This window comes from Streptomyces rhizosphaerihabitans, assembly GCF_025399795.1.
Taxonomy (GTDB): Bacteria; Actinomycetota; Actinomycetes; order Streptomycetales; family Streptomycetaceae; genus Streptomyces; species Streptomyces rhizosphaerihabitans.
Genome location: NZ_JAODTZ010000051.1, coordinates 30229 through 49571 on the forward strand (window position 1 = coordinate 30229; position 19343 = coordinate 49571).

Here is a 19343-nt window from a genome sequence, read left to right on the forward strand (position 1 = left end):
CATGTGGAGCGTGGGACCGCCGAAGGGGGCGCGTCAATAAGGGAGTTGGAAGTTCTTTCGACATCTTGCTGAAACTTGATTGCAAGCGGTACGTTCCGATCCCCCCACCCGCACGACGAAGTGCAGGAGCACACACACATGGCAAGGAAAACGCTTGCCGCCTCGTTCGCCCTCGTGGCGGGCCTGGCGGTCTCGGTGACCGTTCCCCCCGGTTCGGCGGCGGCCTCGCCGCCGGGCACCAAGGACGTCACCGCCGTCCTGTTCGAGTGGAAATTCGACTCGGTCGCCAAGGAATGCACCAACACGCTGGGCCCCGCCGGATACGGCTACGTCCAGGTGTCCCCGCCCGCCGAGCACATACAGGGCTCGCAGTGGTGGACCTCGTACCAGCCCGTGAGCTACAAGATCGCCGGCCGGCTCGGCGACGCCACCGCCTTCAAGAACATGGTCAGCACCTGCCACGCGGCCGGTGTGAAGGTCGTGACGGACACGGTCGTCAACCACATGTCGGCCGGATCCGGCACCGGCACGGGCGGCTCTTCGTACACGAAGTACAACTACCCGGGCCTGTACTCGTCCGCCGACATGGACGACTGCACGGCCACCATCAGCGACTACACCAACCGCGCCAACGTCCAGAACTGCGAACTCGTCGGACTCGCCGACCTGGACACCGGCGAGACGTACGTCCGCTCGGCCATCGCCGGCTACATGAACACCCTGCTCGGCTACGGCGTCGACGGGTTCCGCATCGACGCCGCCAAGCACATCCCGGCGGCCGACCTCGCCAACATCAAGTCCCGGCTGAGCAATCCGTCCGTCTACTGGAAGCAGGAGGTCATCTACGGCTCGGGCGAGGCCGTCCAGCCCACCGAGTACACCGGCAACGGCGACGTCCAGGAGTTCCGCTACGCCTACGACCTCAAGCGGGTCTTCAACAACGAGAACCTCGCCTACCTGAAGAACTACGGCGAGGGCTGGGGCTACATGAGCAGCTCGGTCGCGGCCGTCTTCGTCGACAACCACGACACCGAGCGCAACGGCTCGACGCTCAACTACAAGGACGGGGCGAACTACACCCTCGCCAACGTCTTCATGCTCGCGTACCCCTACGGCGCCCCCGACATCAACTCCGGCTACGAGTGGTCCGACGCGGACGCCGGACCGCCCAACGGCGGTACCGTCAACGCCTGTTGGCAGGACGGCTGGAAGTGCCAGCACGCCTGGCCGGAGATCAAGTCGATGGTCGCCTTCCGTAACGCCACCCGCGGGCAGTCCCTCACGAACTGGTGGGACAACGGCGGCGACGCCATCGCCTTCGGCCGTGGCAGCAAGGGCTTCGTGGCCATCAACCACGAGACCTCCTCGCTGAGCCGGACGTACAGCACCTCGCTCACCGCGGGAACCTACTGCAACGTCCAGAACAGCACGAGCATCACGGTGAACAGTTCCGGCCAGTTCACAGCGACGCTGGGTGCCAACACAGCACTTGCCATCTACGCGGGCAAGTCCAGCTGCTGAAAAGTCTTTCCGCACGTTGCAAGACTCTTGCTGTAAACCTTGCGTGAGCGATACGGTCACGCGGGCGTTCGGCATCGTGGCCGAAACGCTGCGCGGGGTCGGACCCGAGTACGCCGTAATCGCTAGGAGTTCACAGCTGTGGACCTGATACCGAGAGGGCCGGCGCGTCGCACAGACCGCCCCAGGCTGCGCGCAGCCGTCCTCGCCGCCGCATTGGCCGTATCGCTTGCGCAACCCCTCGTGGCGCGGGCCCAGACCCCGCCCGCACCGCCGTCGGACGCGAAGCTCGCCGCCGAGCCGGCGCGACACGACTCCACCCGCGACCAGTTCTACTTCGTGATGCCGGACCGCTTCGCCAACGGCGACACGTCCAACGACGAGGGCGGACTGACCGGCTCCCGGCTGTCGACCGGCTATGACCCCACCGACAAGGGCTTCTACCAGGGCGGCGACCTCAAGGGCCTGACCAAGAGGCTCGACTACATCAAGGGTCTCGGCACCACCGCCATCTGGATGGCGCCGATCTTCAAGAACCAGCCCGTCCAGGGCACCGGCAAGGACGCCTCGGCCGGCTACCACGGATACTGGATCACCGACTTCACCCGGGTCGACCCGCACTTCGGCACCAACAAGGACCTGGAGACCCTGATCTCCAAGGCCCACGCCAAGGGCATGAAGGTCTTCTTCGACGTCATCACCAACCACACGGCCGATGTCGTCGACTACAAGGAGCAGTCCTACAACTACCTCTCCAAGGGTGCCTTCCCGTATCTGACCAAGGACGGGAAGCCCTTCGACGACGCGGACTACGCGGACGGCACCCACGGGTTCCCGTCCGTGGGCACCGGCTCCTTCCCCCGTACGCCGACGGTTCCCGCCGCGAAGAAGAACGCCAAGGTCCCGTCGTGGCTCAACGACACGACGATGTACTCCAACCGCGGCGACTCCACCTACGCCGGTGAGTCCACCACGTACGGAGACTTCTCCGGCCTCGACGACCTGTGGACCGAGCGTCCCGAAGTGGTCAGCGGCATGGAGAAGATCTACGAGAAGTGGGTCGAGGACTTCGGCATCGACGGCTTCCGGATCGACACCGTGAAGCACGTGAACATGGAGTTCTGGACGCAGTGGGCGACCGCCCTCGACGCGTACGCGGCCAGGCACGGGCGCAAGAACTTCTTCATGTTCGGCGAGGTCTACTCCGCCGACACGTCGATCACTTCGCCGTACGTCACCCAGGGCCGCCTCGACGCCACCCTGGACTTCCCCTTCCAGGACGCGGCCCGGTCGTACGCCTCGCAGGGCGGCAGCGCGCAGAAGCTGGCGTCCCTGTTCGCGGACGACTACAAGTACACGACCGACAAGGCCAACGCCTACGAGCAGGTCACCTTCCTCGGCAACCACGACATGGGCCGCATCGGGTACTTCCTGAACCAGGACAACCCCGAGGCGACCGACGCCCAGCTGCTGAAGAAGGACAAGCTCGCCAACGAGCTGATGTTCCTCAGCCGCGGCAACCCCGTCGTCTACTACGGCGACGAGCAGGGCTTCACCGGCTCCGGCGGTGACAAGGACGCCCGGCAGACGATGTTCGCCTCCAAGGTCGCGGACTACCTCGACGACGACGAGATCGGCACCGACCGTACGCACGCGAGCGACGCGTACGACACGAGCGCGCCGCTCTACGCCGAGATCAGCGCTCTCTCCAAGCTGCGCAAGGACAACCCGGCCCTCACCGACGGAGTCCAGACGGAGCGGTACGCCGCGGACGGCGCCGGTGTGTACGCCTTCTCCCGCACGGACGCGAAGACCGGCACCGAGTACGTCGTCGCCGTGAACAACGCCGACGACGCGAAGTCGGCCACGTTCGCGACGGGCTCGGCGAACATGGACTTCCGAGCCGTATACGGAACCTCGGCCTCGGCGAAGAGCGACGCGGACAAGAAGGTCACCGTCACCGTCCCGGCCGGCTCGGCCATCGTCCTCAAGGCAGCGGGACGGCTCGCCGCCCCCGCTGCCAAGCCGACGCTGACGCTGAAGGCCCCCGCCGCGGGCGCCACCGGCACCGTCGAACTGTCTGCGGACGTCGAAGGCGGACAGCTCGACCGTGTCGTCTTCGCCGCCCAGGTCGGCGACGGCAGCTGGCGCACGCTCGGCTCCGCCGACCACGCCCCGTACAAGGTCACCCAGGCCATCGGCAAGGACGTACCGGCCGGAACCGCCCTGCGCTACAAGGCCGTCGTCATCGACTCGGCCGGACACACGGCGAGCGCGACCGCCGAGTCCACCACCGGCACCGCGCCCGCCGCGGAGATCCCGACGGCCTCCTCGCGCGACTACGCGGTCGTCCACTACAAGCGCACCGACGGCGACTACACCGACTGGCGCCTGTACGCCTGGGGCGACATCGCCGACGGTGAGGGCACCACCTGGCCGGCCGGCCACGACTTCGTCGGCCGGGACGCCTACGGCGCCTTCGCCTACGTGAAGCTGAAGCCCGGAGCCTCCAGTGTGGGCTTCCTGGTCATCGACAAGGACGGCAACAAGGACGTCGCGAGCGACCGCACGATCGACGTCACCAAGACGGGCGAGGTCTGGGTCGAGCAGGGCAAGGACACCATCCTCACCGAGCAGCCCGACCTGCCCGCCCAGGACAAGACCAAGGCGGTCATCCACTACCACCGCGCCGACGGCGACTACGCCGGCTGGGGTCTGCACGTGTGGACCGGGGCCGCGACGCCCACGGACTGGACGAAGCCCCTGGAGCCGGTGCGGACCGACGCCTACGGCGCCGTCTACGAGGTGCCGCTCGCCGAGGGCGCCGGCAGCCTCAGCTACATCCTCCACAAGGGCGACGACAAGGACCTGCCCACCGACCAGTCCCTGGACCTCACGGCCAACGGCCACGAGGTGTGGCTGCTGAACGGTCAGGAGAAGTACCTGCTGCCGCAGCCCGCGGGCAGCGCGGCCGCGCTCGACCTGACCACCTCCAAGGCGGTCTGGATCGACCGGAACACGGTCGCCTGGAACGGCTCCGACGCCGCCGTGTCCACCCAGCTCCTCTCCTCCCACGACGGCTCGATCGCCGTCAAGGACGGCGGCCTGACCAGCGACGACGAGCGCTGGCTGCGGCTGTCCAAGACCACGCTCACCGACGCCCAGAAGGCGAAGTTCCCGTACCTGAAGGCGTACACCGCCTGGTCCGTGGACCCGCGCGACCGCGACCGGGTGCGTTCGGCGCTCGGCGGCCAGCTCGTCGCCTCGCAGCGGGCCGCGAACGGCGCCGTGCTGGCGGCGACCGGCGTGCAGATCGCCGGAGCCCTCGACGACCTGTACCCCGCGACGAAGGCGAACCTCGGACCGGTCTTCCACCACGGAGTCCCCACCCTCTCGGTGTGGGCCCCCACCGCCCAGTCGGTCGCCCTCGACCTCGACGGCTCCACCGTCGCCATGAAGCGCGACGACGCCACCGGCGTCTGGTCCGTCACCGGCAAGAAGTCCTGGACGGGCAAGCCCTACCGCTACGTCGTGAAGGTGTGGGCGCCGACCGTCCAAAAGATCGTCACCAACAAGGTGACCGACCCGTACTCGGTGGCCCTGACCGCCGACTCGGAGCGCAGCCTGGTCGTCGACCTCGACGCCAAGTCCCTTGCCCCGTCCGGCTGGTCGGCGCTGAAGAAGCCCAAGGCCGTACCGCTGAACGACGCGCAGATCCAGGAACTGCACATCCGGGACTTCTCGGTGGCGGACAAGACCGTCCCCGCGAAGGACAAGGGCACCTACCTCGCCTTCACCGACAAGAACAGCGACGGCTCGAAGCACCTGAGGAAGCTGGCTGCGTCCGGCACCTCGTACGTGCACCTGCTGCCCGCGTTCGACATCGCCACCATCCCCGAGAAGAAGGCGGACCAGCAGAGCACCGACTGCGATCTCGCCTCCTACGCGGCCGACTCCCAGAAGCAGCAGGAGTGCGTGGCGAAGACCGCCGCCAAGGACGCCTACAACTGGGGCTACGACCCGTACCACTACACGGTTCCCGAGGGCTCCTACGCCACCGACCCCGACGGCACCGGGCGCACGGTCGAGTTCCGCAAGATGGTCAAGTCGCTGAACGAGGACGGCCTGCGGGTCGTCATGGACGTGGTCTACAACCACACCGCCGCGAGCGGCCAGGCCGACACCAGCGTCCTTGACAAGATCGTCCCCGGCTACTACCAGCGGCTCCTCGCCGACGGCAGCGTCGCCAACTCCACCTGCTGCTCCAACACGGCCACCGAGAACGCCATGATGGGCAAGCTGGTGGTGGACTCGATCGTCACCTGGGCCAAGGAGTACAAGGTCGACGGCTTCCGCTTCGACCTCATGGGACACCAGCCCAAGGCCAACATCCTCGCGGTCAGGAAGGCCCTGGACGGGCTCACCGTCGCGAAGGACGGCGTCGACGGCAAGAAGATCATCCTGTACGGCGAGGGCTGGAACTTCGGCGAGGTCGCCGACGACGCCCGGTTCGTCCAGGCCACCCAGAAGAACATGGCCGGGACGGGCATCGCGACCTTCTCCGACCGTGCCCGTGACGCCGTCCGCGGCGGCAGCCCCTTCGACTCCGACCCCGGCGTCCAGGGCTTCGGCTCGGGCCTCTACACCGACCCCAACTCCTCCGCCGCCAACGGCACTCCGGCCGAGCAGAAGGCCCGCCTGCTGCACTACCAGGACCTCATCAAGGTCGGCCTGAGCGGCAACCTGGCCGCGTTCCACTTCACCGACTCCGCCGGCAAGGAGGTCAAGGGCTCCGAGATCGACTACAACGGCCAGCCCGCCGGCTACGCGGCCGCGCCCGGTGACGCGCTCGCCTACGCCGACGCGCACGACAACGAGTCGCTGTACGACGCGCTGACGTACAAGCTGCCCGCGACGACGAGCGCCGCCGACCGGGCCCGGATGCAGGTCCTGGCGATGGCGACGGCCACCCTCTCGCAGGGTCCGTCCCTCTCCCAGGCCGGCTCCGACCTGCTGCGCTCCAAGTCCCTGGACCGCAACTCCTTCGACAGCGGTGACTGGTTCAACGCCATCCACTGGAACTGCCAGGACGGCAACGGCTTTGGGCGCGGGCTGCCGATGGCCGCCGACAGCGCCTCCAAGTGGCCTTACGCCACACCGCTGTTGACCTCGGTCAAGGTGGGCTGCAACCAGATCGACGGCACGTCGGCCGCCTTCCGGGACCTGCAGCGGATCCGTACGACCGAGAAGGTCTTCTCGCTCTCCACGGCCGGTCAGGTGCAGTCGCAGCTCTCCTTCCCGCTGTCGGGGAAGGACGAGACCCCTGGAGTGATCACCGTGCGCCTCGGTGCTCTCGTGATCGTCTTCAACGCGACCCCCGAGAAGCAGGAGCAGACCGTCGGCTCCCTGGCCGGGACGGGATACACGCTGCACCCGGCGCAGGCGGCGGGCACGGACCCGGTCGTCAAGTCCTCGTCCTACGCCAAGGGAACGGGCACCTTCGCCGTCCCGGGCCGGACGGTGGCGGTGTTCACCCGGACACCGTGACAGCGGGCTAGCGTGGTGAGGGCGGAGCCGGAGACCGGGAGTTCGAGCCGGGATCCGGAGCCGCCCTCACCGGCTTGCGCCGCCGGTGCTGCGGCTAGGGTGATCACGACTGTCCCTGGAACAGGAGTGCTCATGCCGCAGATCACCGTCGACTACTCCGCGTCGCTCGAAGACGCATTCGACCGGCACGGGTTCGCCCTGGCCCTGCACGCGGAGGTGGTCGAGACGGCGGCCGCGAAGATCGGTGCGTGCAAGACGCAGTTCCGCCGGACCGAGGACACCGTCGTCGGCGCGGACACGGCCGGACACGCCGTCGTCCATGTCACCCTCGGCCTGCTCGCCGGGCGGACCGAGGCGGTCAAGGTGAAGCTGACCGAGGCCGTAGTCGAGCTGCTGAAGACCCATGTGAAGCAGGCCGAAGGGCTGGAGCTGCACGTCTCGGCCGAGGTGCGCGACCTCGACCCGTCGTACCGCAAGTTCGAGGCGTAGTCCCAAGGCTCCGGGCCGGGTCCGGGGCGCGCCCGGCCGGGCGCGCGGCAGAACCCCGCGCCCGTTCCCGCAACGCCTACGACGCCTACGCCGTGGGCGGCGAGGCGAGCGCGAGCAGCCGGACGACGAGGTCGGTGAACGGTCCGTCGCCCGGCTCGTCCCTGAGGCCCTTGCGCAGCAGCTGGGCGACCTCCGGGTCGTAGGCGGCGCTCACCGCGGCCAGGGCCGCGAAGTCGTGCACGAGCTGCACCTCCAGCTCACCGCGCGGAATCCGCCGCCCGTCCAGCCAGATCAGCGCGGTCGACTCGACGAGCGAGATCCAGGAGCGGATCACCAGCTCCAGCCGGGCGGGCGGGGTCTCGACGTCCAGATGGGACAGGATCTGGAGGTACGCCGCCTGTCGTACGGCGTCGACGAGGGCGTTGGTGGTCGACGAGCCGACGGCCGGGCCGCCCCGCATCAACGCGGCGAAACCGGGCCCGTGGTCGTCCACGAAGTCGAAGAACCTGCGCATCACCCGCAGCAGCCGCGCACCCAGCGGCCCCTCGCGGGACTCCACGAACCGGCCCGCGAGATCGTCGGCGGCACGCTGCAACGCCGCTTCGTACAGACTCAGTTTGCCCGGGAAATAGTGGTACACCAGCGGTCGCGAGATGCCGGCGGAAGCGGCTATCTCGTCGATGGAGACCTCGTCGGGCGAGCGTCGGCTGAACAGTTCGAGGGCGACGCCGATCAACTGCTGCCGTCGCTCCTCGACACCCATCCTGCGGCGTACCCCGGTTGTCATGCGAATACCTTACCGATCGGATCCGGCCCGGAACGGGCCGGTCCGGGCCGACGGTGTTCACCTGACTCCCGCGGGGATGTCCCGGCTTTCGCTCCGGGCAGGTACCGCGCCAAGGTGCTGAAGGACATCAGGGACCGGCTGCCCGGACGTATCCGGACCTGCACCGCGTGCGAAGCCGTGTCCCCCGGGGACGAGCACTCCGCCCGCGTGATGCTGCTTGTCGGCACTGCGCGTCGGCAAAGCGCGTCGGCAAAGCGTGGGGGAGCTCAGCGCAGCCCGGTGATCCCTCGGCCGTCCGTCAGGGTCCCCTTCAGCTCGGCCCGTGCCCCCTTCTTCGTCCGTACGGCGAGCAGGGATCCCTCCGCCGACCCGCGCACCCCGCCCGTCGCGCCGACCGACGCCGTGTCCTTGCTGCCGGCCGCGAGGAGATACCACGCTCCCGCACCCGACTTCCACAGCACACCGGCCAGCACATGCGGATCGCGGGAGCCGCACGCCGGGGAGTCCTCGGCCTTCGCGACGACCGCTCCGTACGTCCCGCCGGGAGCGCGGAACAGGGCCAGCGCCAGGGTGCCGCCGCCTCGCCAGGTGTCGGCGCGCGTGCACACCCACGCGGCCGGTCCGCTCCCGTCCGGCAGCGGCTGCTGCGCGTACCGCCAGGCGTTCACGGACCGCACGCCCTGCGAGCGCACGGAGGCCAGCGAGCACGCGAACGGCGCCCACGTCCGCAGGCTCTCGGCGCTTGCCGCCTCCCGGGGCGCGGTGGGCCGTCCCGAGGTGAGGTGGGCAGGGGCCAGCTCGCCGAGGTCGGTCAGCAGGTGGGTGCCGGAACCGTCCTTGATCTGGAGCACGTTCCACGACGTGCACGCGCCGGTCCGCGGCGGTCCTGCCAGCGGAGAGGTGGCGCCGTCCGCGGACAGGGTGAGGTCCATCGTCCCGGCGGAGGGCTTCAGCAGGTCGCGCTCGGCGGCCTGGGTCACCCACGGGGCGGTCAGATAGCGGACGTTGCCGTCGGTCCGGCCCAGCAGCACCGCGCTCGCCCCGGCCCCGCTCGCCCCGTCGACCCGAGCGAAGTCGAGTGCCGCGCCGCCCGTGCCGTCCCTCGGCTCGGCGTACCGCGCGATGCGCAGACCGTCGTAGAGGAGCACCACCCGAGCCTGGTCGACATCGCCCGCGTACAGCAGCTGGGGCGGTCCGGGCGGGGCCCCGGAGGGCGTGCCGGGCGTCGCCGCGACCCGCACGGACTCGCCGGGCCTGGCCCAGACGGCGAGCGCGCGGCGCAGCAGCGCCGTGTCCTTGACGAGGTTGCCGCGCGCGGGCCACACGGAGAAGTCGGTACGCGCGGAGGACTCCCAGGCCGCGGCCGGCACGCGCTCCAGCCGGGCCGGGTCGAGGGCGGCCTCGGCGGCCGGGTTCTGCGCGTAGGAGGGGGCCGCGGCGCCGTCCGGGCCCCAGCCGTCGCCGGGCAGTCCGAGCAGCGCGCCGCACACGATCACGGCGGCGGTGGCGGCGAGCCCGGCCTTCATGTGCCGACGGCGTCGCATCAGGTCGGTGGGCCGGGCGTGCAGCGAACAGGGGTCGAACTCGGGGGACTCGAGCAGGGCGTCGCGCGCCTCGACGCCCGCGGCCTCCTGCAGCGCGGCGGCCGGGTTCTCGACACCGGCGGCAGCCAGCACCTTGCGCAGATGCGCGTCGGGCAGCTGCTCCAGACCGCGCAGCACATACGCGGCGCGGGCCGGCCCCGAGAGCGCGGACAGCCGCTGGTCCAGGGCGAGTTCGTCGGCGCCGCCCGAGCGCGGGAAGAGCCGCAGGCCCCACACGTGGGGGAGCAGGGGCGGCAGCTGGGACCGCTTGGGCCACGCCCGCCGCTTCAGCGGCAGCCCCGCCTCCAGCGCCGTACGCACCACCTGGAGGCGTACGAAGGCGTAGCCCGGGTCGGCGTCGCGGCCGCCGCCGCTCTGCTGGGCCGGGATCACCGACGCGTCGCCCGACGCCCGGCCCCGCGGCAGCGCGCGCTGGGTGAGGGCGTGCGCGGTCAGCACCCTGCGGTTGCGGCCGAGGCTCGGCGGAAGCATCAGATAAGCGAGCCGGACCAGCCGCGGGTAGTGCTCGACGAGCGCGGCCTCGGCCTGCTCGACGTCGACGACCGCTCCGGAGGAGGGTGCGGGGCGCGGGGCTACATCCTGTGACTGCACGTTCAGCAAAACGAGCGAATCGATGGATGGTCACCGGCCCCGCCGAGGACTCAGTCCACGGAGTCCCCGGGCTCCACGAGCAGACGCGCGTAGTTCGCCATCGATCGCTGGTAGCGCGGCAGATGGGGGGCCAGGGCGCCGATCACCAGAGACAGGCCCTCGCGTTCGCGTCCGAGGTCGGCGAGACAGAGCGCCAGACAGGCCCGCACCGCGTCGTCCAACTCGTCCGAGGGCCCTACCAGCTCGGGCGTGAGGAGTTTGACGCCCTCGTCCGCCTGGCCGATGTTGCGCAGCGAACTGGAGAGCTGGATCTTCGCACGCCGGCCCTTGTATCCGCTCAGGCCGCGGGCGAGCGCCTCCCGGTACAGGGGCACGGCCTTGTCGGAGTGGCCGGTCGAGTCCCAGGCGCAGGCCTGCTCGAAGGGGCCGAGGGGGCTGTCCGCGGGCAGTTCTGCGACGAGGGTGTCGATCACCGCCCGGAAGTCCGCCGCCCGCTCTTCCTCGTAGTCGTCGAAGCCGGCCCAGGCCGCCGTCGTACGCTCTTCCCAGTCTTCGTTCACGGGTGTCACCCTCGCACAGCCGTACCTCCGGCGGTACCGGGTTCCCCACCCGTGACGACGGCCGATTGAGCACGGGGCGGCCCGGAGCCGTATCGAAGGCAGAGCCCTCGCCGGGGCTCTTCTCGGCGTGAGCGCCGACAGGTACCGGAGGAACGTATGAGGTTGACACGCGAGAGGCTTCTGGCCGGGGCGGCCGTGGCCGTTCTGCTGGCACTGACCGGCTGCGGCGGCGGATCGGACGGCAAGGGCGCGGCGGCGAAGGAGACCGTCCCGCCCACGGCGACCGGCAGCCTGGAGGACCTGGCGGCCGAGGTGAAGTGCAAACCGAGCATCCAGACCGACGCGGACGAGATCCGCCAGGGCGTCTGCAAGATCAGCTCCGGCAAGTTCATCCTGGCGACCTTCGCCACCGACCGCGGTCAGCGCGAGTGGCTCAACGGGGCCAAGGACTACGGCGGTTCGTACCTCGTGGGTGCCAAGTGGGTCGCCGTCGGGGACCAGAAGATGGTCACGACGCTGCGCGGCCGGCTCGGCGGGACCCTCGAAGAAGGGACCTCGCACACCGGTCACGAGCACAGCGGCTGACCGCGCGAGGGCCTCGGGGCCGACCGCGCGGGTCACATATACCGGAAACAAAAGAAAGCCGGTGGCGGGAGATCCCGCCACCGGCTTCCTCATGGAGGCTACTTACAACGCTGGCCGTTGTTGATGCAGGTGACCATCTTGTTCATCAGCGTCTCGTCGAAGACATTGATGAAGTCGTCGTGGTCGGTGGTGGCCTTGTGGAGCTGCTCGGGGAAACCGTCCACCGCGTAGGCGTTCTTGATCTGCCCGTTGGTGAGGGTCGGGGCCCGGAAGCCGTAGACCAGGCGCATCGTCAGCTGCGGGATGGCCTTGAAGCCGTTCGCGCAATTGCCCTGGGCGTCGGCGAAGGCCACGTGGGTGCGGTGGTTCGCGCTGTCGGCGTTCACCCCGTCCCAGCAGCTCTGGAAGGCGAAGGTGCGGACCACGGTGCTGCCGCGCGGGCAGATCGGGTACTGCGCCGTCAGCTGCACCTTGTTCTCGAAACCGGTGCAGCTCCAGTGGGCGTTGGCGTTCGCGAGACCGTTGGTCGTGGTCTTCGCGTCACCGGTGATGATGCGCAGGAACTTCGGCATCGCGACGACCTTGCTGGTCGGGCTGCCGACGAACTTGATCTGCGCCTGCCTCACCTGCTGGATCTGGCCGACGTTGAGTTCCTTGCCGCCGCCCAGGTTGTTCTGGTCGAAGTCCTGCGTACCGTTCTGGATACGCACGACCGGCCAGTAGTACGACGACTTGTCGCCCTGGTTGGCGCAGGACGTCTGGGCCGCCGCGAACGTGTCGTTGGTGGCGAAGGCGTCGTTCGACTGGTTGCCGACGTAGTCGTGCAGGTGGTGCGCACCGTTGGTGACACCGGGCGCCACGATCACGTTGTCCGTGTTGAACTTCTTGTTCGCGTTGACACCGCAGGCCGTCGAGAACACACCGGACGAACCGGCCGCACCGATCCGGGCCTTGCGGGCGACGTTCGGCTGGACCTTCGTGATGTCGACGAAGTCGGCCGCGACCGGCCCGTTTCCGGCCTGTCCGCCACCCGCCTGCACACCACCGGCAGGGGCACTGGCGCTCGCGGACGCACCGGCACCCGCACCGGCACCCGCACCGGCACCGGCTCCTGCGCCGGCACTCGCGCTGGCACTCGCGGACGGGCTGGCGGCGGCGCCGCCGTTGTTCTGCCCGCCGGTGTTCGTCTGGTCAGCGGGCTGTCCCGTGCAGGTGGAGAGACCGTCGAGCCAGCCCGGAGCCTTCCCGCCGACGCGGTTGATCTCCAGCTTGATCCGGTCGATGATCACCGACCGGTTCTGCTTCAGCGGTACGAGGATGGAGTTCTGGACGAAGCTCGCGTCCCTCGTCTGCGCGTCACGAGTGGTGGCGAGCCGCTGGTAGGCGGCGGTGATCTGCTGGTCGAGCGTCGCCAGCTCACCGTCGACCTCGCCCCGCGCCTGGTTCGGAACGCTGGTCAGCTTCTGACCGACATCCGGACAGGTGATGGTCGCCACCTGCGCGCCGGCGGCCTTGGTGGTGTTGTGAGCCGAGTTGTTGCTCTCGTGCGCCGAGGCGTAGAAATTCGCCCAGACCAGCCCACCCCCGCCGATCGCGAGCGCTGCCGACGCGGCAACGGCGCGAACGACCAGCGGCGAACGGCGTTTTCTAATGTTGCGTCCCATGGAACTCCTCTGACTTCCTTGCGGGGCAGCGAGGCGCCCGACAGGAGTGAAGCGGCTCCATTCCATACGCAGGAGGTGTGTGAGGTGTTCAGGGGTCTCGAAAAAAACTTGGAGGTTCCTGAGGTCAATTCAGGCACAATGGTCTCAGAAGCCCGCGAATTCACGAGAGTTGATCTCGCTATTCAGGTTTGAGAACGCTTTTTTGACTGATATTCAGTAAGTGCCCGATCCGAATGGAACCGTCGCCGTACGTCGACCGGTGCTCACGTCCGGCTCCAACTGGCCGACCGCATGGCCAAGTTCGGACTGCCCCTGACCGGCGCGGCGATATGGACGCCGTACGCCGGAAGCACCCGGCCCCGACCGGCAGGCGGCAAGCCCCGACCGGCAGGCGACAAGGAGACGGCCGCCGACCCTCGGGGCCGGTCACTGAAACCGAATCCCCTGGTGGGTGTGCCGACACCACCCTTGCGGCGGCCGGAACGTCCGGGACCAGGAATTCCCGGGGGTTTCAGATTCCGAGGACCTTCGCCTCCACCGCGGGGTCCAGTCCCACCGTCGGCCGGTCGGCGCGCCGGGGTGCCGGCCCGCCGAGGGACCTGAGCCAGCTCCAGGTGCCGGCGACGGTCTCCTGGACGGGCCGGCACCGCAGGCCCGTCCGCACCGCCCGGGAGACGTCCCCCGAATACACCGCGGCATGAAGCTCGCTCCCGGCCGGCACCCACACCGGCAACTGCGTCCACGGCTCGATCCCGGCGCCGAGCACGACCTCGGGGTCCGTCCAGCGGAGCTCGGCCCGCGCCCCGGTCACCTCCGCGCACGCGTCGAGCAGCGCCCCCATCGTGCTGTGCCCCGGAGGGCCGGCCAGGTTGTACGCCCCGTCGAGTTCCGCTTCCACCGCCCCGAGCGTCCACTGGGCGAGGTCGCGGACGTCGACGTACTGGAGCGGCAGATCGCGCGGCCCGGGAGCGAGCACGGGACCGCCCGCCGCGATCCGGTTCAGCCACCACGGCAGCCGCCCGATGTTCTCGTACGGCCCGAGGATCAGCCCGGACCGTACGAGCAGCGAACGCTCCGGGCCGAAGGCTTCGACAGCGGCCAGCTCCCCGCCCCGCTTGTCCCGGGCGTAGTCGGTCGCGTCCGCGCCGGCCGACGCCCCGTCCACCAGCGGGGCGTCCTCGGTGTACCCGGCCGGCCGGGGCCACGCGTACACCGAGCAGCTCGACACATACACATGGCGGGACACCCGCCCGGCCAGCAGACGGGCCGCGTCCCGGACGGCCCGCGGCGCCGCCGACCAGGTGTCGACGACGGCATCCCACGTGTCCGCGGTGCCGGCCAGCGCCGCGAGCCCGTCCGGCGTGGTGCGGTCGCCCAGCAACGACCGCACCCCGGCCGGGGGTTCGTGGCGTCCGCGGTGGAAGACGGTGACCTCCCATCCTCGGGCGAGCGCCGCCTCCACGACGGCGCGCCCCACGAACTCCGTACCGCCCAGCATCAGAAGTCTCCGTGTCATACGGACGACTCTGCACGGACCGGCCACCCGGTGGCACGCGAATCTGCTGACAGAAGACTCGCGGGGCGGGTCGACGCCCGGCCGGAGGCGGTTCGTGGGACGGATCAAACCCGGGCCGGATGTGCGTGAACGCCCGGCCGGAGGAGGACCGATTCCCGGCCGGACGTGGGTGGACTCCCGTCAGGAGGTGGGTGAACGTCCGATCGGAGGTGTCAACGGCCGGTCGGCGGGGTGTACTTGTACCCCACCCGGCGCACCGTCTGGATGGCCTGCCGGTGCTGGGTGCCGAGCTTGCGGCGCAGCCGGGCGACATGGACGTCGACGGTCCGTCCGTCGCCGACATGCCCGTAGCCCCACACCGTGGAGACCAACTGGTCGCGGGTGTGCACCCGGTGCGGATGCCGGACGAGATGCGCGAGCAGCTCGAACTCCAGGTAGGTGAGGTCCAGCACCCGCCCGTCGACCTCGGCGGTGCGCTGCACGGTGTCGATGCGCACCAGCGGGTCGGCGGCACGGTCGGCGCCGCCACCGGTGGCGGCCGGGGGCTCGGCCCGGTCCGTCACGGCGAGCGGGAACAGGGGCTGCTGGTCCGCCGGTACGAGGACCAGGTAGCCGATCATCGGCGGCTGCCCCGGCAGGACCGGCAGCGCGTGCTGAGGAGCGGGCAGCCAGGTGGCACCCGGCGGCAGGAAGTCGGCGACGTCGTTCCCCGAACTCTCAACTGCGTTCGAGCGGGGGAGGCCCCAATCCTCGTCCCGGTCGACGGCACGGAGTCGGTGCCGTCCCGGAGCGGTCGAGGGGGTGGGGGCCGTCGCGACGGAGGAGAAGGAACGAGTGGAAGCCATGAGAGGTCAGCTCTTTCGCGCGAGAAGTTCGTCGGGAAGGTCGACGACCGCGAGTTCGTGGTCGGGGCCGTCGAGGACGTACGTCGTGCGCGCTGGCCGAAGGCCGGGGTGTACGGCTTTAGAGGGCCGGCGCGTTCATCGCGCGACAACACACCCGGTCGAAGTCGTGGTGCTGACGAGAGGGCCAGAAGGGCTCGAGGTCATGGCGACCCGTCGCGATGCACTTCTGGAAGCTGGCCATGACCCCATTGAAGCAGAAACACGAGCCCGGCAGCAGACTCCTTGCGAGGGCCGGACACTTCCTTGGTGTGAAGCTGACGGTGCGAACCCCTATCCGACCAGGCGCTTGTGCCAAGTCAGCCCAGTGACGCGGATCGTGCTGTCGGCGGAGCCGTCCCACTGTGTGGACAGCCCGGCAGCGCCGAGCGCCGCGACGACCTCGCGTCCGACGGCCGCCGTCGTCTCGGCCGAGCCGTCGAACCCGCCGTAGAGCAGGCTCAGTCCGTGACCCGCGACGACGCTCTCCGTGCACTGGCTGTGGAAGTAGACGAAGCCACGCGCTCCCTCGCCGCGCTCCTCGGCCATCTCGGTGGTGCCGCAGTTGCGGCAGCAGGCGAAGTTCTCGCGCGCGGTGATGCCACTCGCGTCCAGCGCCTCGAAGACCTCGGTGAGGCGCTCGGGATCGGTGCCCCCTTCCCAGGCCTCCTGCTCGGCCAGCCGCTCCGTCCACAGCAGGTCCACGAGCTCCCGGGCCTGCGCCTTGGACACCGGACGGTGGTCGCCGGAGACGAGACACTCCTCGGCGTCCTCGGCGAGCTGGGCCCGGTCCGCGTACCCGCAGGCCAGCAGCTCCCTGATCCGGGCCTCGACCTCTTCCCGCACATCCTCGGGGAGTTCCGGGATCTCCTGCGGGGCGTCGTGGCCGAGCGGCTCCCAGGTGATGCCCGTATCCCAGTCGGGATCCTTCCGGGCCCACCCCGTCATGGCGTCCGCGACCCGGTCGCGGTCGCCCAGAACCGTGCCGAAGAAACGCGCGCGGCCTTCGCGGTACTCCAGCTGGTACTCCCCGCCGTGCTTGTGCCACACCTGGACGAAGACGTCCGGGACGTCCGGTATCCGTTGCACGACCAGGAAGTGGTCGTCGTCACCGCCGATCCGGTGCACCAGCTCCCGCAGCCGCCCGCCCGAAATCCGCGCGTGCTTCTGCCGGTTCTCCGTCTCGGCCTTGATGGCGAGGGACTCGTCGCTCCGCATGGATCAAGGCTGACACATCCCACTGACAACGCGACGGGCCGGGCGGAACGGCCTCCGTGGCGGCGCGGGACACGCGGAAGGGGCGCCCGCCGATTCGGCGGGCGCCCCTTCGTGGGTGCGGGGGCGGATCAGACCTGGCCGGCCTTCTCCAGCGCGGTGCAGCAGGTGTCGACGATGAGGCGCGTCACGACGTACGGGTCGACGTTCGCGTTCGGGCGGCGGTCCTCGATGTAGCCCTTGCCGTCCTTCTCGACCTGCCACGGGATGCGGACCGAGGCGCCGCGGTCGGAGACACCGTAGCTGTACTCGTTCCACGGGGCGGTCTCGTGCAGGCCCGTCAGGCGGTCGTCGATGCCGGCACCGTAGTTCTTGACGTGATCCATCGGCTTCGAGCCCTCGCCGAGCGACTCGCACGCGGTGATGATCGCGTCGTAGCCCTCGCGCATCGCCTTGGTGGAGAAGTTGGTGTGCGCGCCCGCGCCGTTCCAGTCGCCCTTCACCGGCTTCGGGTCCAGCGTCGCGGAGACGCCGAAGTCCTCGGCGGTGCGGTAGAGCAGCCAGCGGGCGACCCACAGCTGGTCCGAGACCTCCAGCGGCGCCAGCGGGCCGACCTGGAACTCCCACTGACCGGGCATGACCTCGGCGTTGATGCCGGAGATGCCGAGGCCCGCCTTGAGGCAGTTGTCCAGGTGCGCCTCGACGACGTCACGGCCGAAGATCTCGTCCGCGCCGACGCCGCAGTAGTAGCCGCCCTGCGCGGCCGGGAAGCCGCCCTCGGGGAAGCCGAGCGGGCGCGCACCCTTGAAGAAGGTGTACTCCTGCTCGATGCCGAAGATCGACTCCTGCACCCCGAACTTCTCCGCGACCCCGGCCAGCTCGGCACGGGTGTTGGACTCGTGCGGCGTCATGTCGATGTTGAGGACCTCGCACATGACGAGGATGTCGTCGCCGCCGCGGATCGGGTCCGGGAAGCTGGCCACGGGCTTGAGTACGCGGTCCGAGGCGTGACCCTCGGCCTGGTTCGTCGAGGAGCCGTCGAAGCCCCAGATCGGCAGCTCGGCACCCTTGGCGTCGTCGGCCAGGATCTTCGTCTTGGAACGGAGCTTGGCCGTCGGCTCGGTGCCGTCGATCCAGATGTACTCAGCCTTGAAGCTCACGGGCCACATCCTTCGGGGTGGGTCTTGATCGCACTTGCGGGTGCTGCGGCGCTGCGGCACTGGGGCGCCGCTGGACATGCCGGGCAGCCTGTCAACCAGCGATTTCCCGAGCGTTGCCCGAATGTGAACCCCGTGTTACCTGGGCTGTGTGTGCGCGGTCTCACACGACCTGCGCCGACGCGGTCGTCCGCGCGTGATTGTTCGCGACCGCGATCGGCCGACCCGTCGTCCGCCCGGGGCCCGGCAGGTCCGGCGGGGGCCGCTCGTATGCGATGCGCGTGGAAGCGGTACGGGGGATGTGGCCCGGTTCCGTCCTGGTTGCCTGTCCGCGAGAACGGTTGCCCGCCCATGCGAAAGCCCTGCCGCTTCCGACCGGGAGGGGATCGGTGACGGCAGGGCCTTCGACACGTTCCGCCCGTTATCCGACCTTCTCGATACGGGCCTTGCGGATCAGGAACTTGCCCGGCTCGCGGACCTGTTCGAAGGCCGCGTTGTTCAGCAGGACGCAGCTGCCGGACACCGAGGTGACCTGAACGGTCGTGGACTTGTTGTTGTCCAGGTTGGTGACCTTCAGCTTCGTCCCGGCCGGGAACTGGTTGCTGGACGCGGCCGGTGCGCCGGCCTCGCCGGAGAGCGTGACGGTCGAACCGGTGCAGACCTGCTGGCCGGTGGCGGCGGCACCGCCGGCGTTGTTCGCGGGGGCGGTCTGCGCCGGAGCCGAGGCGGCCGGCGCGGTCTTGGCCGGTGCGGACTGGGCGGGCTGCTGAGCGGTCTGGGAGCCCTGAGCCGATTCCCCGACAGCGCAGCCCGACGCCTGCTGCTGAACCTTGATCTGCGCGATGACCGCTTCGCGGTTCGCGATTCTGGCCGCCGACTGGGAGTCGGGGTGGGCCTTCTGGTCCGCGATGAAGCTCTGATTGTTGCCGAGCGCGGTGGCCAGGCCCTGACACGCGACCGAGGTCTGAGCGGTCTGCACGGACGCCGCGTTCGAGGTGGCGGCCAGGGCGAAGGCCCCGCCGCCCGCCACGGTCGCCGCGCTGACCAGCAGAGCGATCTTCTTCTTGGTGCTGAGAGTCCTTCTCCTACGCGACATGCGCGCCTCCAGAGCGGTGGGGGGCGTTACGCCGCTATGTACGAGATGCCGAACGCAGTTGCTCAACGGTTACGACATTCACTTAAGTAACCTGGATCACACGGGAGTTGGGCGGAACGGGTGGGGGCCGGGC

13 protein-coding genes are annotated in these 19343 nt (G+C 69.6%); 4 read left to right on the forward strand and 9 right to left on the reverse strand.

All coding sequences use genetic code 11. The features are described from left to right. Positions 1–138 precede the first annotated feature (138 nt). From N4G66_RS35870 to N4G66_RS35880, 3 genes are all read left to right on the forward strand, one after another. A complete protein-coding gene (locus N4G66_RS35870; protein ID WP_261708487.1) occupies positions 139–1521 on the forward strand; it encodes an alpha-amylase in 1383 nt (460 codons plus the stop codon). Positions 1522–1665: 144 nt separating this feature from the next. Beyond that, positions 1666–7065, forward strand: a complete 5400-nt coding sequence (gene pulA, locus N4G66_RS35875; protein WP_261708525.1) for a pullulanase-type alpha-1,6-glucosidase — start codon at positions 1666–1668, stop codon at positions 7063–7065. 132 nt (positions 7066–7197) lie between these two features. Then, on the forward strand, positions 7198–7554 hold the full coding sequence (locus tag N4G66_RS35880; RefSeq protein WP_261708488.1) for a 5-carboxymethyl-2-hydroxymuconate Delta-isomerase: 357 nt from the start codon (positions 7198–7200) through the stop codon (positions 7552–7554). Between the two features lie 85 nt (positions 7555–7639). Here N4G66_RS35880 and N4G66_RS35885 read toward each other — a convergent pair whose 3' ends face one another. The 3 genes from N4G66_RS35885 to N4G66_RS35895 form a co-directional block, all read right to left on the reverse strand. Beyond that, entirely contained in the window at positions 7640–8341 is a 702-nt protein-coding gene (locus N4G66_RS35885) for a TetR/AcrR family transcriptional regulator (RefSeq protein ID WP_261708489.1), read from the reverse strand. Between the two features lie 266 nt (positions 8342–8607). After that, a complete protein-coding gene (locus tag N4G66_RS35890; RefSeq protein WP_261708490.1) occupies positions 8608–10536 on the reverse strand; it encodes a hypothetical protein in 1929 nt (642 codons plus the stop codon). A 50-nt stretch (positions 10537–10586) separates the two neighbouring features. Continuing rightward, positions 10587–11096, reverse strand: coding sequence for a tetratricopeptide repeat protein (locus tag N4G66_RS35895; protein WP_261708491.1), 510 nt, complete (start codon positions 11094–11096; stop codon positions 10587–10589). Between the two features lie 156 nt (positions 11097–11252). Here N4G66_RS35895 and N4G66_RS35900 point away from each other — a divergent pair, with 156 nt between their 5' ends. Then, complete coding sequence (locus tag N4G66_RS35900) at positions 11253–11681, forward strand: hypothetical protein (protein WP_261708492.1); 429 nt, start codon at positions 11253–11255, stop codon at positions 11679–11681. A 98-nt stretch (positions 11682–11779) separates the two neighbouring features. On the opposite strand, the gene N4G66_RS35905 is transcribed toward N4G66_RS35900, so the two are convergent. The 6 genes from N4G66_RS35905 to N4G66_RS35930 all read right to left on the reverse strand — a co-directional run bounded on the left by N4G66_RS35905 (position 11780) and on the right by N4G66_RS35930 (position 19210). Beyond that, the gene (locus tag N4G66_RS35905; RefSeq protein ID WP_261708493.1) at positions 11780–13345 is read right to left on the reverse strand and encodes a DUF1996 domain-containing protein; all 1566 of its coding nucleotides are present in this window, start codon (positions 13343–13345) and stop codon (positions 11780–11782) included. 511 nt (positions 13346–13856) lie between these two features. After that, on the reverse strand, positions 13857–14843 hold the full coding sequence (locus N4G66_RS35910; RefSeq protein WP_261708526.1) for an SDR family oxidoreductase: 987 nt from the start codon (positions 14841–14843) through the stop codon (positions 13857–13859). A 230-nt stretch (positions 14844–15073) separates the two neighbouring features. Further along, positions 15074–15706, reverse strand: coding sequence for a winged helix-turn-helix domain-containing protein (locus N4G66_RS35915; RefSeq protein ID WP_261708494.1), 633 nt, complete (start codon positions 15704–15706; stop codon positions 15074–15076). A gap of 330 nt (positions 15707–16036) precedes the next feature. Beyond that, entirely contained in the window at positions 16037–16960 is a 924-nt protein-coding gene (locus N4G66_RS35920) for a DUF6891 domain-containing protein (RefSeq protein ID WP_261708495.1), read from the reverse strand. A gap of 128 nt (positions 16961–17088) precedes the next feature. After that, positions 17089–18117: a glutamine synthetase gene (gene glnII, locus N4G66_RS35925; RefSeq protein ID WP_261708496.1), complete on the reverse strand. Its 1029-nt coding sequence runs from the start codon at positions 18115–18117 to the stop codon at positions 17089–17091. A 418-nt stretch (positions 18118–18535) separates the two neighbouring features. Next, a complete protein-coding gene (locus N4G66_RS35930; RefSeq protein WP_261708497.1) occupies positions 18536–19210 on the reverse strand; it encodes a septal ring lytic transglycosylase RlpA family protein in 675 nt (224 codons plus the stop codon). Positions 19211–19343 lie beyond the last annotated feature (133 nt).